General features: G+C 71.2%; 15 protein-coding genes and 1 pseudogene. 8 read left to right on the top strand and 8 right to left on the bottom strand.

The window, feature by feature from the left end:
* Positions 1 to 24: 24 nt before the first annotated feature.
* Positions 25 to 147 carry a hypothetical protein gene (locus tag ABZ441_RS13115; protein WP_358972002.1) on the bottom strand — a complete coding sequence of 41 codons (123 nt, stop codon included), beginning with the start codon at positions 145 to 147 and terminating at the stop codon, positions 25 to 27.
* 186 nt (positions 148 to 333) lie between these two features.
* On the opposite strand from ABZ441_RS13115, the gene ABZ441_RS13120 reads away from it, so the two are divergent.
* The 3 genes from ABZ441_RS13120 to ABZ441_RS13130 all read left to right on the top strand — a co-directional run bounded on the left by ABZ441_RS13120 (position 334) and on the right by ABZ441_RS13130 (position 4119).
* Positions 334 to 807, top strand: a complete 474-nt coding sequence (locus tag ABZ441_RS13120) for a hypothetical protein (protein ID WP_358972005.1) — start codon at positions 334 to 336, stop codon at positions 805 to 807.
* A 551-nt stretch (positions 808 to 1358) separates the two neighbouring features.
* Positions 1359 to 1907, top strand: coding sequence for a helix-turn-helix domain-containing protein (locus tag ABZ441_RS13125; RefSeq protein ID WP_358972008.1), 549 nt, complete (start codon positions 1359 to 1361; stop codon positions 1905 to 1907).
* 40 nt (positions 1908 to 1947) lie between these two features.
* Positions 1948 to 4119 (top strand): MMPL family transporter, encoded by a 2172-nt coding sequence (locus ABZ441_RS13130; RefSeq protein ID WP_358972011.1) that lies wholly within the window; start codon positions 1948 to 1950, stop codon positions 4117 to 4119.
* 143 nt (positions 4120 to 4262) lie between these two features.
* On the opposite strand, the gene msrB is transcribed toward ABZ441_RS13130, so the two are convergent.
* The 4 genes from msrB to ABZ441_RS13150 form a co-directional block, all read right to left on the bottom strand.
* Positions 4263 to 4670 (bottom strand): peptide-methionine (R)-S-oxide reductase MsrB, encoded by a 408-nt coding sequence (gene msrB / locus ABZ441_RS13135; RefSeq protein WP_358972014.1) that lies wholly within the window; start codon positions 4668 to 4670, stop codon positions 4263 to 4265.
* Between the two features lie 10 nt (positions 4671 to 4680).
* Complete coding sequence (murC, locus tag ABZ441_RS13140; RefSeq protein ID WP_358972016.1) at positions 4681 to 6075, bottom strand: UDP-N-acetylmuramate--L-alanine ligase; 1395 nt, start codon at positions 6073 to 6075, stop codon at positions 4681 to 4683.
* A gap of 45 nt (positions 6076 to 6120) precedes the next feature.
* Positions 6121 to 6573, bottom strand: coding sequence for an indole-3-glycerol phosphate synthase (locus ABZ441_RS13145; protein WP_358972019.1), 453 nt, complete (start codon positions 6571 to 6573; stop codon positions 6121 to 6123).
* A 159-nt stretch (positions 6574 to 6732) separates the two neighbouring features.
* Positions 6733 to 7503 (bottom strand): pyrimidine reductase family protein, encoded by a 771-nt coding sequence (locus ABZ441_RS13150; protein WP_358972022.1) that lies wholly within the window; start codon positions 7501 to 7503, stop codon positions 6733 to 6735.
* 37 nt (positions 7504 to 7540) lie between these two features.
* On the opposite strand from ABZ441_RS13150, the gene zapE reads away from it, so the two are divergent.
* From zapE to ABZ441_RS13170, 4 genes are all read left to right on the top strand, one after another.
* Positions 7541 to 8635, top strand: a complete 1095-nt coding sequence (gene zapE / locus ABZ441_RS13155) for a cell division protein ZapE (RefSeq protein WP_358972024.1) — start codon at positions 7541 to 7543, stop codon at positions 8633 to 8635.
* Positions 8636 to 8718: 83 nt separating this feature from the next.
* Positions 8719 to 9144, top strand: coding sequence for an OsmC family protein (locus tag ABZ441_RS13160; protein WP_205022201.1), 426 nt, complete (start codon positions 8719 to 8721; stop codon positions 9142 to 9144).
* A 133-nt stretch (positions 9145 to 9277) separates the two neighbouring features.
* Positions 9278 to 10654 (top strand): PhoX family protein, encoded by a 1377-nt coding sequence (locus ABZ441_RS13165; protein WP_358972027.1) that lies wholly within the window; start codon positions 9278 to 9280, stop codon positions 10652 to 10654.
* A gap of 118 nt (positions 10655 to 10772) precedes the next feature.
* Complete coding sequence (locus ABZ441_RS13170; RefSeq protein WP_358972029.1) at positions 10773 to 11642, top strand: polysaccharide deacetylase family protein; 870 nt, start codon at positions 10773 to 10775, stop codon at positions 11640 to 11642.
* Between the two features lie 16 nt (positions 11643 to 11658).
* On the opposite strand, the gene ABZ441_RS13175 is transcribed toward ABZ441_RS13170, so the two are convergent.
* Together ABZ441_RS13175 and ABZ441_RS13180 are read right to left on the bottom strand one after the other, a co-directional pair.
* Positions 11659 to 11838: a hypothetical protein gene (locus tag ABZ441_RS13175; RefSeq protein WP_358972031.1), complete on the bottom strand. Its 180-nt coding sequence runs from the start codon at positions 11836 to 11838 to the stop codon at positions 11659 to 11661.
* A 303-nt stretch (positions 11839 to 12141) separates the two neighbouring features.
* Complete coding sequence (locus ABZ441_RS13180) at positions 12142 to 12819, bottom strand: AIM24 family protein (protein WP_358972034.1); 678 nt, start codon at positions 12817 to 12819, stop codon at positions 12142 to 12144.
* 74 nt (positions 12820 to 12893) lie between these two features.
* Between ABZ441_RS13180 and ABZ441_RS13185 the strand changes: the two genes are divergently transcribed.
* The gene (locus ABZ441_RS13185; RefSeq protein WP_358972037.1) at positions 12894 to 13658 is read left to right on the top strand and encodes an aminoacyl-tRNA hydrolase; all 765 of its coding nucleotides are present in this window, start codon (positions 12894 to 12896) and stop codon (positions 13656 to 13658) included.
* A 117-nt stretch (positions 13659 to 13775) separates the two neighbouring features.
* Here ABZ441_RS13185 and ABZ441_RS13190 read toward each other — a convergent pair.
* Positions 13776 to 13860 (bottom strand): annotated as a pseudogene (locus tag ABZ441_RS13190) (GntR family transcriptional regulator); the annotation flags it as partial.

The following is a 13860-nucleotide window of genomic DNA, read 5'->3' on the forward strand; positions in this document are numbered from 1 at the left end:
GTGCTCCTTTACCCAGGTGCTGTGTCAGTTCTCGGGCTGTCCCTCGTCGTCCTGCCCCGCCGTCCGGCCGTCCGAACCGGCGGCGGCGTTCTCCGTGGCCCCGGATTCCGCTTCGGCGTCCGCCGGCCACTCGGCTCCGCCCGTCACGGTCCGGGCCGGAACGGTGGAGTCGCGACCGAGAGGGCGGCCCGTCCGAGAGCCGTACCCGGCGTCCCGGCAGGCCGGTCTTCCGCCGGGCGGCGTGACCGGGACCGCGGGTGCGGAGCGGCAGGTACCGTAGGGAGGACGATTTCGTGGGCCTCCTGGCGGGCTGCGTACACCCAGGAGGAAGACATGACGACGAACCGCGGGCGCAAGGACGTGATCCGGGACCGGATGGCCGCGACGGGCGAGTCCTACAACGTCGCCGCACGGAACCTGAAGGCGATGAAGGACATGGGTGCCACCCGCGACGCCCGGTTGATCCAGCGCTGGCAGCCCGCCGACTCGCTGGACGTGCCCTGCCCGTGCGGTGGCACCTGCGAGCCCGGGGAGACCTGCGGCCACTGCCACGCCCGGCACCGGCACGTGAAGCGCTACCCGGGCAGTGTCACGGACGTGGAGACCTGGGCGGACCGCTACGAGTGCATGGGCTGTCCGGCGTCGTACACGCTGACCGTCCACCTGGCAGGACGCCCCTGGGGCGTGGCCGAGACCGTGGTTCAGGGCGGCGCGGCCGAGGAGGTCGTACGGGCCCGGGTCTTCCCCGGGGTGGTGCACCCGCTGCTGCGGGCCGAGGTGGGCGCGGAGTCCGACCAGGACCAGTGACCAGCAGGGTCCGGCGGGCGCGTGATCATGGGATCACGAAGGCGGCGATCTTGCTCTGCGCCGGTTCTGTCGCGTTCATCCTGCAGATCTCCCCGATCTGACTGCTGGGGCGGTGCGCGAGGATCCCTCGCCGGAATCTGATCGTTTCCTGCCGGCCGGGTGGCTGGCAGTGTGCGCCGGGGCCTGCCCTCCCGCAGCGCGCGCAGCCGATGCTCTCCCCCGACACGTCGCCCTGCTACGGCACGTGCGGCGCTCCCGCCTCTCAGCACTCGCACGGCGCCGTCGACCAGCTTGATCCGGCGGTGCCGTCGACGAGCTTGATCCGGCGGCGTCGCAGCCTGCGGCGATCGCGATGGACACACGGCCGGACCCCTCATCCCGCCCCCCGCCGAGGCGAAACACGGTCGACGTCAGGCGCGAACCTCACCCCCGGGCCAATGGGCCATACCGGCAGCGGGCCGGCCGGGACCGCGAGGCGGGGGTGACGGGCGTCACGGACGAACCCTGACCGATCGGTCAGGTCTGACCGATCGGTCAACTATGGTGAACCCATGCCACGCCCGCCTTCCGCGATGCGCCGTCAGATCCTCGATGCCGCACTGAGCCTCTTCGCCGAGCACGGTTTCAAGGGGACCTCGCTGCACGACATCGCAGTCGAGGCCCACTGCTCCAAAGCCTCCCTGCTGTACCACTTCGCCGGTAAGGACGCGATCCTCGCCGAACTGCTGACTCCGCCGGCGCAGAGCCTCACCGCCATGAACGAGGAACTGGAGGCCCTGAACGGCGAGCAGGCCGTCGAGCCGGCGGTGACCGGCTTCGTCGGCCTGGCGATGCGCTTCCACCTGGAGGTGAAGATCATCTTCGCCGAGCTGCCCGACATGCTCGGTCATCCGGCGCTCGCCGTCATCCCCCGGGCGATCGACCGGCTCGCGGATGCGCTGGCCGGACGTTCGCAGGAACCGCGTGCCCGGATCATGGCGCAGATGGTGATCGGCGGCGTGGCTGTCACGGTCGCTGCCGACGTGGATGTCGACCCCGGCACGATGCGTACCGAAATGGTCCAGGGAGCACTGAGAACCCTCGGCCGTCCGACCGGCTGACGGAAGTCGCCCCGTCCGAAGAGAAAGACGCCTCTTTCGCATGGCAATCCTGCTGTACCGGCTAGGCCGGCTGTCCTTCCGCCGCCGAGGCCGTGTCCTCGCCCTCTGGCTCCTGCTGCTCGCACTGCTGGGAGGGGGCGCCGCAGCCTTCATGGGCCCCACCACCAGCAAGTTCTCGATCCCAGGCACCGAGTCCCAGAAGGCCCTGGACTCGCTCGCACGGGAGTTCCCGCAGGCGAGTGGCGCGACGGGGACCATAGTCGTGGCCGCGCCCGAGGGCGGGAAGCTCACGCCCTCGTCCGTGGCCCCCGTGACCGCTGAGGCCGGGGAGGTTCCCGGCGTCCTCGCGGCCATGGATCCCTTCGTGTCCAAGGCCGTGTCGCAGGACGGCCGCTACGCCCTGATCCAGGTGCAGTTCAAGTCGGGTGTGGACGGCATCACCGACGCGCAGCGGGAGGCGTTCTCGGAGGCGGGCGCGTCCGTACCCGACCTGCGCGTCGAACACGGCGGCGAGATCATGCGGGGCGTCCCGGAGGTCGGCTCGACCGAGATCATCGGTGTCGCGGTCGCCGCTCTCGTGCTGGTCCTCACCTTCGGTTCCCTGGTGGCGGCGGGCATGACGCTGCTGAACGCCCTGGTCGGCGTCGGCGCCGGCATGGCCGGGCTGTTCGCCCTCAGCAGCACTGTCGAGCTGACCAGCACCGCACCCATCCTCGCGCTCATGCTGGGCCTGGCCGTCGGCATCGACTACGCCCTCTTCATCACCTCCCGCTACCGCCACTATCTCTCGGAGGGCATGGACGGGGAGGAAGCAGCCGGGCGGGCGGCCGGAACCGCCGGTTCGGCCGTCGTCTTCGCGGGCGCCACCGTCGTGATCGCGCTGGCCGGGCTCGCCGTCGCCGGCGTCCCCTTCCTCACGGTCATGGGCCTGGCCGCCGCGGCCACGGTCGCTCTCGCGGTGCTGGTGTCCCTCACACTCCTGCCGGCCGTCCTCGGATTCGCGGGCAACCGCGTCCTGCCCCGGAAGCAGCGGACCAGGGACCATGCCTCCGCTGCCGCTCCCATGGAGTCCGGGGCGGGATTCGGTTTCCGATGGGGCCGGATCGTGGCACGGCTGCGCGTCCCCCTCCTGATTCTCGGGGTGGCCGGCCTCGGCGCCCTGGCCCTGCCCGTGCAGGACATGCGTCTGGCGCTGCCCGACGCGAGCACCGAGGCGGTCGGGTCACCCAACCGCGAGGCCTACGACCTGACCACCGAGGGGTTCGGCGAGGGCTTCAACGGCCGCCTGGTGGCCGTCGTGTCCGGTGATACCGCGCAGGCGACCGGTGCGGCGGCCAAGGAGACGGCCGCGCTCATCATGGACACCGACGGAGTGCTGGCCGTCGCCGCCCCGCAGCTGAACGAGAAGGGCACCACCGCCCTCCTGGCGGTGATCCCCGAGACGGGGCCGACCGCAGCGGCGACCGAGGGCACCGTCAACGAGATCCGCGCCCGGGTGACGGTGGTCGAGGGCGCCGACATCTCCCTGACCGGTGCCACCGCCGTCGGCATCGACGTCTCCGAGAAGCTCGCCGCCGCGCTGCCGGTCTATCTCCTGCTGGTGGTCGGGCTGTCCGTCCTGCTGCTGATGCTCGTCTTCCGGTCGATCCTGGTGCCGCTCAAGGCGGCGCTGGGCTTCCTGCTGACCATCGGCGCCACCTTCGGGATCACCGTCGCCATCTTCCAGGAAGGCCACCTGGCGGATCTGGTCGGCCTCGACACCCCCGGACCGCTGGTCAGCTTCCTGCCCATCCTCCTGATCGGCATCCTCTTCGGGCTGGCCATGGACTACGAGGTCTTCCTCGTCTCGCGGATGCGGGAGGACTTCGTCCACGGCACCGACGCCCGTGAGGCCGTCGTCAGCGGGGTCGGCCACAACGCGCGCGTGGTCACGGCCGCGGCGGTGATCATGACCGCCGTCTTCGGCGGATTCGTGTTCATGCCCGACCCGATCATCAAGTCCATCGGATTCGCCCTGGCGATCGGCGTGCTCGTCGACGCCTTCGTCGTCCGCATGGCCCTGGTCCCGGCCGTCATGCACCTTCTGGGACGCGCGGCCTGGTGGCTTCCGCGCCCGGTCGACCGGATCCTGCCCGACCTCGACATCGAGGGCGAGCGGCTGCAGCGGGAGATCCCCGTGCAGCGGGATCCGGCGGAGCTCGTGAAGACGTGAGTACGCCGGTGCCGCGGGCCACGGGGCCCGCGGCACCGGGCCGTACCGCCCGGAACGCCCGGAACGCCCGGAACGCCCGCCAGGAGCACATCTCCTGACGGGCGGCCGTCCGCGCGGGCCGGCCCGGCGGACGGACCGGGCAGTCAGCTCCCGTCCGGCGCCAGCGTCAGCGAGATCGAGTTGATGCAGTAGCGCTGGTCCGTGGGCGTGGGATAGCCCTCGCCCTCGAAGACATGCCCCAGGTGCGAGCCGCAGCGCGCGCAGCGCACCTCGGTGCGGGTCATACCGAGGCTGTTGTCCACGATCAGCTCGACCGCGTCGGTGTCCTTCGGGTCGTAGAAGGACGGCCAGCCGCAGTGCGACTCGAATTTGGTGTCGGAGCGGAACAGCTCCGCACCGCAGGCACGGCAGGAGTAGACGCCCGCCGTCCTGGTGTCGGTGTACTCACCCACGAAGGCGGGCTCGGTTCCGGCCTTGCGCAGCACCGCGTACTCGGCGGGCGACAGTTCCGCCCGCCACTGCTCGTCCGGCTTCTCGACGTCGTACGACACGGTGGCTCCCTCAGCTCGACAGGTGGTCCAGGATCTGCGGGCCGAGGTCGGTGACATCGCCCGCTCCCATGGTGAGAACCAGATCGCTGGGCTTCGCCATTCCCGCGACGGCGGCGGGGACGTCCGCCTTGTCGTGGACGGCCGTCACATCGGCGCCCGCTGTCTTCGCGGCGTCGATGATCAGTGCGCTCGTGACGCCCGGGACCGGATCCTCCCTGGCCGGGTAGATGTCCAGGACCAGCGAGGCGTCGGCGAGAGCGAGGGCCTGGCCCATCTCCGTGCCGAGCTCCTGTGTGCGGGAGAAGAGATGGGGCTGGAAGACCACCAGGAGGCGGGCACCGGTCGCCGCTCCGCGCATGGCCTCCAGGTCGGCGGTCATCTCCGTGGGGTGGTGCGCGTACGAGTCGATGACCTGGACGCCGGCCGCCTCGCCCTTGAGCTGGAGGCGGCGCTTGACCCCGGTGTACTTACCGAGGGCGGAGGCCAGGTTGTGCGCCGGGATACCGAGGGCGACACCGGCCGCGAGGGCGGCGACCGCGTTGTGCGCGTAGTGGCGGCCGGGCACGGAGACCGTGAAGGTGAGGTACTTCCCGTTGAGGACGACCGTGACCTCGCTGGTCAGTCCGCGCGGGGTGACCTTGTGGACGCGGACGTCCGCGCCCTCGGACTCGCCGTAGGTGACGACGGTGAGGGAGGACAGTTCGCGGACCCGGCGGGTCAGCTCCACGGCCCCGGACTGGTCGGCGGCGATGACCAGGGTGCCGCCGGGGACGACCTTGCCGACGAAGGTCTCGAAGGACTCGTAGATCTCGTCCATCGACGCGTAGTTCGCGTGGTGGTCCAGCTCGACGTTGAGGACGATCGCGACCTCGGGGGCGTACTTCTGGAAGCTCCGGTCGCTCTCGTCGGCCTCGGCGACGAAGATGTCGCCGTGGCCGTGCGTGGCGTTGGTGCCGGGACCCTCCAGGTCGCCGCCGATGGCGTACGAGGGGTCGAGCGCCAGCTCGGACAGGGCGACGGCGAGCATCGACGTGGTGGTGGTCTTGCCGTGCGTGCCGGCGACCGCGATGGCGCGCAGGCCCTCCATCAGGGAGGCGAGCGCGTCGGAGCGGTGCACCACGGGGATGTCCAGCTCGGCGGCGCGGACCAGCTCGGGGTTGTCGGCGCGGATGGCGCTGGAGACGACCACGGAGGTCGCGTCGTCGGCAAGGTGCCCGGCGGCATGCCCGATGTGGACGGTGGCTCCGAGCGCGCGCAGGGCCTCGGCGGTCGCGGACTCCTTGGCGTCGCTGCCCGCCACCTTCGCGCCACGCTGGGCGAGGATCTTCGCGATGCCCGACATTCCGGCGCCGCCGATGCCGATGAAGTGCGGCCGTTCCAGGGCGGCAGGAATACCGGGTGCCATACGTCTCTCTCCCGAGCTGTGAGGTGGTTCTGGGTCCGCCACAGCCTATTCGCTGTGCGCGAAGAGCTTGAGCACCGGTACGCCGACCTTGTGGCGCGCCCGGGAGGCCCAGTCGCGGTGGAAGAACTCCTCGACGTAGTGCGGCGCGGTCAGGACGATGACCTCGTCGGCCCCGGAGTCCTCGACCACGGTCTTCAGCTTGTCCAGAGGATGGTCCTCGACCACCTCCCCGACGGCTTCGGAGCCGGCCTCGCGCAGCTCCCGGAGCGAGTACTCCAGCGCCATCTCGGCGGGCTCGCGGGCTTCCTTGCCCTCCGGCCGGTCACCCTCGCGGACGGCTTCCCGGAGCTCACCGATCGCGACGTCGTCGATCGCGCGCAGCAGTACGTCGGCCTGGTCACTGCGGGGCTGCATCAGTACGACGAACGAGATCCGCTCCTCACCGTGGAGGGTGGTGACGAAGTCCACGTCCTCGGGGGTGAGGGGCTTCTCGATCATCAAAACGCTTGTGAACACGGCAGGCGCCCTTCCGCTTCATCTCGTCGGCCATGGGGACGACCGTTGTTGCCGAAACCATCCTTCCCCGCCATTGCACGGGGGTAGCAGGACTAAGTGTGCCCACCCGAAGCCAACCGGAACGGGTAATTCCGCTAAGTGTCAGATCTTCCCGTACCGGGTGAAGAGGAATCCTGTCTCCTCCAGCAGCGAGACGAGAGCGAAACGTTCCGGCACCGGGACGGCGGGCCCGCCCGCGATGCGCTGTGCGCCTCCGGCGGTGAGCAGCGGGGACAGGGTCAGGCAGAGCTCGTCCAGCACGCCGGCCGCCACGAACTGGCCGAGCAGGCGCGGCCCGCCCTCGGTGAGGAGCCGGGTGAGGCCCCGTGCGGCCAGTTCCCCCACCGCGCGCGCCGGGTCGACGCCGGCGCCGTCCCCGGCGACCAGCACCTGCGCTCCCGCCTCCCGCGCGGCACGGACCCGGTCCGAGGGCGCCGCGGCTCCGGTGAGCACGAGCGTCGGGACCAGTGGCGAGACGAAGAGCGGAAGGGAGAAGTCCAGGTCCAGGCTCGCGCTGACCACCGCGATGGCCGGGGCGGGTCCCTGCCCGGCAGCCTCGCGCCGGACGGCGAAGGCCTCACGGGCCCGCGCGGGCCGGTAGCCCTCCTGGCGGACCGTCTCGGCGCCGACGACGACCGCGTCGGCCAGGCCTCGCAGGGTTCCGAAGATCCGCATGTCGGCGGGGCACGAGATGCCCTGGGAGCGGCCGTCGTGCTGGGCGGCGCCGTCCAGGGTGGAGACCATGTTGGCGCGGAGCCAGGGACGGCCGCCGTCGGGATACGCGTAGGCGTCCGCCAGCTCGTCGAGCGTCCACTCGCGGTCGGCGGCAGCGGCCGGGGTTGTCAGGTCCGTCACAGGGAGCAGGCGTCGCATGCGCAGCAGTCTGGCACGGCCCTTAAGGTGGAGAGTTGTGTCGTCCTCCACAGCCGTGCCGGGGCATAGCCCCATAGCCGAAACGGCCCCGCAGTCACTGTGCGCCCTCGAGCCGCGCGTCCCCGCCGACCGTCTGGTCGCCGAGATGGTGCCGCCGCCCCGCTTCGACTCGGTGCGCTTCGATACGTACGTCCCCGACCCGAACCAGCCGAGCCAGACCGAGGCGATCCACGTCCTCAGCTCCTTCGCGGCCGGGCTCGGCGGGGCGCACGCGGTGGGAGCCGGCAGGCGCAGGTGGTTCGGCAGGAAGCCCGCCGCGGCGCCCGCCGGGCCCCGCGGCGTGTATCTCGACGGTGGATACGGCGTCGGCAAGACCCATCTGCTGGCCTCGCTCTGGCACGCGACCCCCGCGGACCGCTCGCTCAAGGCCTTCGGCACCTTCGTCGAGCTGACGAACCTGGTCGGTGCGCTGGGCTTCCAGCAGACCGTGCAGACCCTGGGCGGGCACCGGCTGCTCTGCATCGACGAGTTCGAGCTGGACGACCCGGGCGACACCGTCCTGGTGTCGTCGCTGCTCAGCAGGCTCGTCGATGCGGGGGTCGCGCTGGCCGCCACGTCGAACACGCTGCCCGGCAAGCTCGGTGAGGGCCGATTCGCGGCAGTCGACTTCCTCCGCGAGATCCAGGGGCTGTCCTCGCACTTCCGGCCGCTGCGGATCGACGGCGAGGACTACCGCCACCGGGGACTGCCCGAGGCGCCGCCGCCGTACTCCGACGACCAGGTCACCAGGGCCGCGTACGCGACTCCCGGAGCAGCGCTCGACGACTTCCCGGCGCTGCTCGACCATCTCGCCCGGGTCCATCCGAGCCGGTACGGCGCGCTGACGGACGGGATCACGGCGGTCTGCCTGACCGATGTGCAGCCGGTGCCCGACCAGTCGACGGCGCTGCGTCTGGTGGTACTGGCGGACCGGCTGTACGACCGTGAGGTCCCGGTGCTCGCCTCCGGCCTGCCCTTCGACCGGCTGTTCAGTGACGAGATGCTGAACGGCGGGTACCGGAAGAAGTACTTCCGGGCCATCTCGCGGCTGACGGCGCTGGCGCGTGACGCAAAGGGACTGGTGGCGCAGTAGGTTCGGGGGTTGAAGGACGTGCGGGTGCCTCCGGGTGCCGCGTACGTCCGTATGACCGCGCACACCGTTTGAAGGGATCCAGCATGGCTACCACGCGTCAGGCGCACACGGTCTGGGAAGGCAACCTGCTCGAGGGCAGCGGCGTCGTCACCCTCGACTCCTCCGGAATCGGGGAGTACCCGGTCTCCTGGCCGTCCCGCGCGGAGAAGGCGAACGGCAAGACCAGCCCCGAGGAGCTCATCGCGGCAGCGCACTCCAGCTGCTTCTCGATGGCCCTCTCCAACGGCCTGGCCACGGGGGGCACCCCGCCCACCCGGCTGAACACCCAGGCGGAGGTCACCTTCCAGCCGGGCACCGGCATCACCGGCATCCACATCACGGTGGAGGGCGAGGTACCGGGTCTGGACGAGGCGGGCTTCGTGAAGGCAGCGGAGGACGCCAAGGCGAACTGCCCGGTCAGCCAGGCGCTCTCGGGCACCACCATCACGCTCACCGCGTCACTGGCCTGACACCTGCCGTCCCCGGGGCCTCTTCCGCCCCGGGGACACAGGGGGCATCGTGGCTCGCATGGTTCCCCCGCGGCGCGTTGCGTGCTACACACATGCGGGTCACTTCACCTGTCCGCCAACAGGGAGTTGCCTCATGTCATCAGCACCCCGACCGCTCGCCACACGACGTCAGGTCCTGGCCGGGAGCGCCGCGGCCGCGGCCTCCGTCGCTTTCACCGGGGCCTTCACCGAACTCTTCTCCGGCACCGCAGAGGCCCGGGGTCACAGCGGCTACGGTCCCCTCGTGCCGGACCCGGACGGCCTGCTCGATCTGCCGAAAGGTTTCCGCTATCGGGTGCTCTCCCGGGAGGGCGACCCACTCCGCTCGGGCGAGGGCCAGGTCCCCAGTAATCACGACGGTATGGCCGCCTTCGCCGGGCGTAACGGCCGGGTCCACCTCGTGCGCAACCACGAGAACCGCGTGACCGGAAAGATCGGTGTGCCCACGGTCGAGGGCCTGACCTACGACCCCATGGGCAAGGGCGGCTGTACGTCACTCGAGATCGACGGCCGCGGCAACGTCCGCGGCGAGCGTGTCGCCATCGCGGGTACGGCCGTCAACTGCGCGGGTGGCCCCACACCGTGGAACACGTGGCTGACCTGCGAGGAGACCGAGGACAAGGCCGGCACCAACGGCTACACCAAGGACCACGGCTTCATCTTCGAGGTGGACGGCGCGGATCCGCGCCGCACCGGGGCGGTCCCCCTGACCGCGATGGGCCGCTTCCAGCACGAGGCCATCGCGGTCGACCCGCGGACCGGCATCGTGTACGAGACCGAGGACGCGTTCGACAGGCCGTTCGGACTCTTCTACCGCTTCCTCCCCGAGAAGCCGCTCGGCGGGACCGGTTCCCTGCGGGCCGGCGGCGCGCTCGAGGCCATGCGGGTCCCCGGCGTACCCGACCTCTCCGCGATCCAGGAGACGGGTGCGAGCTTCGACCGGGTCGAGTGGGTCCCCGTCCCGGATCCGCTGGCGGCCGAGACGCCGATCCGGCTGCAGGACTTCGGACCCAAGGGCATCACGCACGCCCAGAAGCTGGAGGGCTGCTACTGGGGCGGTTCGTCGGTCTACTTCGTCTCCAGCTTCGCGCACAGCGCCGAGGGTTCGGCCGCCGACCACTTCGGCCAGGTGTGGCGCTACGAACCGAAGCGGCGGCGGCTCACCCTGGTGATCGTCTTCGGTCCGGACACCGACATCCAGTTGCCGGGTGAGTCCCCGGACAACATCTGCCTCGCCGCAGGCGGCGGGCTGATGGTCTGTGAGGACGGGGGCGGCGCGCAGCACGTACTCGGGGTGACGCGTCGCGGCGAGGTCTACGCGATGGCGCGCGGGCGGCAGAACATCGGAACGGCCGAGGAGCCGGAATGGGGCGAGTTCGCCGGCGTCACGTTCTCACCGGACGGCGGGACGATGTTCGTGAACTGCTACACGCCGGGGACGACGTTCGCGGTGACGGGTCCCTGGCGCTGACCGGGACACGAGCAGGCGGGTGATTCCGGCCGTCCGGCGACCGGACGGCCGGAGCGCCGTGAGTATTGTCTGAAGAACCATCAGCTAGCGTCCGTCAGTGATCAATTCCGTTCGTACGATGATCGTTCTGACTGTTCTGAGTGGGGTCCTCGCCGGCTGCGGAGGCCCTGAGGCCACCCGCACAAGGACCGCCGTACGTCCGACGGCCTCCGAGGGACCCGCGACGGGGGCAGCGTCCCCGTCGCGGGTCCCGGAGAGCGATCCGCCCGTCCTGGCCCCGGGTCCCGGCGGGCTCACGCCGGTCTTCGAACGACGGGCCGCCGGCTCCGCCGCCCGGAAAGGGGCAGGCGCCGCCGACAAGGTCGTGGCGCTCACCTTCGACGCGGACATGACGGCGGACCAGGGGCCACGGGCCGCCGGCGGCGAGCACTTCGACAATCCCGGGCTGATCACGTCGCTACGCCGGCTGAGGGTCCCGTCGACGGTCTTCATGACCGGCAGATGGGCGCAGGAGTATCCGGCCCAGGCCCGCGCCATCGGCACCGATCCCCTGTTCGAGATCGCCAACCACTCGTTCAGCCACCACGCCTTCTCCTCCCCCTGCTACGGGCTGCCGGCCGTCGAGAAGACGGACATGCGCCGCGAGGTGGAGCGGGCCTTCGCGGCGATCCGCGCGACGGGGGCGCGCAATGTCGTGCCGTACTTCCGCTTCCCCGGCGGCTGCTACGACGACGTTGCCCTGAAGGCACTGGCCCCGACCGGGGTGACCGCGGTCCAGTGGGACGTGGTCAGCGGGGACGCCTTCGCCACGGACGCGGACGCGGTGGCCGAGCAGGTGCTGGAAGGGGTGGAGCCGGGGTCGCTGGTGGTCCTGCACTGCACCCGCAGCGCGGCGCCCGTCACCGATGAGGCGGTCCGCCGGATCGTCCCGGAGCTGCACGAGCGGGGCTACCGCTTCGTCAAGGTCTCCGAGCTGATGCGCGGCTGAGCACGCCCCGTCCCCGTCAGCCGGAACAGGCGTTGCGGCCGGCCTCCTGCCAGGCACAGACCGGGCAGAGCGTGCTGCCCTTCGTCGACTCCGGGTACTCGGTCGGCTTCCGGCACAGCACGCACTCGGCGTAGGGCGGACCCGCGTCCACGGGTCCGGGGGCCGGCGCGGGCGTCTCGCAGTACGCATCGTCCATGCGCACGAGCGTACTCACTCGCGCGGAGCGGCGACCGTCGTCGGCGATCCGCTCGGCGACGGCACGGCTCGGTTCGTCACGGGCCGCTGCGGCGAGTCCGGTCCGTGCCTCGCCAAGGACGAGGAGGTCCGGCTGCGCCAGGACTGCGGGCGCGACGGCGGCCTCCCGGCCGGTGCCCCGGGACGGCTCCGCGAGGGGTGCACGGGGCGTGCACGGCGGCCCCGAACCGTGCCGGCCACTCCCCTGCCCGCCCCCGGCGCCCAGGGGCGGCGCGGGCCGTACCGGTGGCCCCGCCCCTCGACATCAACTGGACGAGGTCTTCTCCGGCTTGAGCTCGCTGGGACGTACGATCACGAATCCCTCGCCCTGGAGCATCAGCTGGACCGCCTCGCCGGAACCGCCGCGCACCATCGAGCCGAAGCTCTGCGAGCGGTGCAGCGTGGTGGAGAGCTGGGCGCTCCAGCCGACGACCGCGTCCGTGTCGACGTACACCGGCTGCTGGGCGGAGACGGGGATCACTATGGGCTGGCCCTCGCAGATCAGACCGAGTTTGCCGTATCCGCTGAAAACGCTGTTGAAGAGGCCGCCACCGGTCATGCCGGCCCCCTTCACGGTCTTGATCTCGTAGGACAGGCTCGCGTCGAAGCACAGGACGTTGCGGCCGTTGATGGTGAGGACGTCGCCCTGCTCCATCTCCACGATGAAACAGTTGGCCGCCTCGTGGGCGAACCACGCCTCGCCCTGGCCCGTGACCGCCATCAGGGCGAGCCCCTCGCCGGTCACCGCGCGCTTCAGCATGCCGCCGATGCCCTGGCCCTTGCGCTCGAACTGGAGACTGCCCCGGAAGGCGATCATCGATCCCTGACGCGCGTGCATCTCACCGTTGACGGCGTACTTGATGGATTTGGCGTTCTGCAGGGTCATGCCCGGGGCGGTGGCCGGCTGCGCCATGTGCTCACTGGAAAAGAGGTCGCTCTTCATGCCGTGCATCCTCACCCGGAGCCCTCCGTTCCGCCAAGAAACGGGTCGTCCGAGGTCCTGGCAGACTGGGGTGCGTGAGCAGCGACAGCATTCCCGAGCCCCTTCCCGCAGCGCCGGAGGCATCCGCCGAGAGCCCTTTCCGTGTGGAGCCGACGCCCCGTGACGAAGCCCCGCAGTTCGTTCTGCCGCTGGTGGTGCACCTCGAGAAGACCGATCCCCCGGCGCGCAACGACGCCCTGGTGACCGCCGCCCGTGCGGTGCTCACGATCCTCTCGGACCCGCGCTCGCTCGGCGAGGACGAGGGCGGGACCGAAGGCGAGTGGGCGCAGGCCGTGCGCGACTGGCAGGACGCCCGTATCCGCAAGGTGGTGCGGCGGGCGCGCGGCGCGGAGTGGCGCAAGGCGTCCGCGCTGCCCGGGATCACGGTCACGGGCGAGCACGCCGAGGTCAGGGTGTTCCCGCCGGTTCCCCTGGACGGCTGGCCCAAGGAGCTGGCGAAGCTCCAGGTGTCGGGCACGGACCTGGACGACCCGGAGGCCCCGGCCGCGCCCGATCCGGCCGGTCCGGTGCTCTGGATGAACCCGGACGTCGCCATGTCGGCGGGCAAGGCGATGGCGCAGACCGGTCACGGCGCGCAGCTCGCCTGGTGGGAGCTGTCGGACACGGAGCGCAAGGCCTGGCGCGAGGCCGGGTTCCCGCTCGCCGTCGCCACGCCGGACGCCGCCCACTGGCGCGCCCTCACCGCGAGCGGTCTGCCGGTGGTGCGGGACGCAGGATTCACCGAGGTCGCCCCGGGCTCCTGCACGGTCGTCGCCGACCACCCGGCCCTCCGCCGCTGATCCACGGGGGCGGGAATCGATGGCGCGCCACCGTTTTCCCGCCCCGTCGAACATCCCCGCGCCGCCGTACGTATCTCCCCGTACTGCCGCATCGGCATCACCGCCAGTAGGTCGGCCGGCGGGTCCGTCGGCCAGCCGGTCCGCCTCGTACAGCGCCGCCACGTGCGGCGTCAGCGCCGAGCAGTCCTCGGCGAGCGCGGGG

Source organism: Streptomyces sp. NPDC005752 (genome assembly GCF_040630715.1).
Taxonomy (GTDB): domain Bacteria; phylum Actinomycetota; class Actinomycetes; order Streptomycetales; family Streptomycetaceae; genus Streptomyces.

Coding starts and splice junctions, on each gene's coding strand:
- ABZ441_RS13120 (WP_358972005.1), top strand. CDS start 334: ATGACGACGAACCGCGGGCGCAAGGACGTGATCCGGGACCGGATGGCC.
- ABZ441_RS13125 (WP_358972008.1), top strand. CDS start 1,359: ATGCCACGCCCGCCTTCCGCGATGCGCCGTCAGATCCTCGATGCCGCA.
- ABZ441_RS13130 (WP_358972011.1), top strand. CDS start 1,948: ATGGCAATCCTGCTGTACCGGCTAGGCCGGCTGTCCTTCCGCCGCCGA.
- murC (WP_358972016.1), bottom strand. CDS start 6,075: ATGGCACCCGGTATTCCTGCCGCCCTGGAACGGCCGCACTTCATCGGC.
- ABZ441_RS13145 (WP_358972019.1), bottom strand. CDS start 6,573: ATGATCGAGAAGCCCCTCACCCCCGAGGACGTGGACTTCGTCACCACC.
- ABZ441_RS13150 (WP_358972022.1), bottom strand. CDS start 7,503: ATGCGACGCCTGCTCCCTGTGACGGACCTGACAACCCCGGCCGCTGCC.
- ABZ441_RS13160 (WP_205022201.1), top strand. CDS start 8,719: ATGGCTACCACGCGTCAGGCGCACACGGTCTGGGAAGGCAACCTGCTC.
- ABZ441_RS13165 (WP_358972027.1), top strand. CDS start 9,278: ATGTCATCAGCACCCCGACCGCTCGCCACACGACGTCAGGTCCTGGCC.
- ABZ441_RS13170 (WP_358972029.1), top strand. CDS start 10,773: ATGATCGTTCTGACTGTTCTGAGTGGGGTCCTCGCCGGCTGCGGAGGC.
- ABZ441_RS13175 (WP_358972031.1), bottom strand. CDS start 11,838: ATGGACGATGCGTACTGCGAGACGCCCGCGCCGGCCCCCGGACCCGTG.
- ABZ441_RS13180 (WP_358972034.1), bottom strand. CDS start 12,819: ATGAAGAGCGACCTCTTTTCCAGTGAGCACATGGCGCAGCCGGCCACC.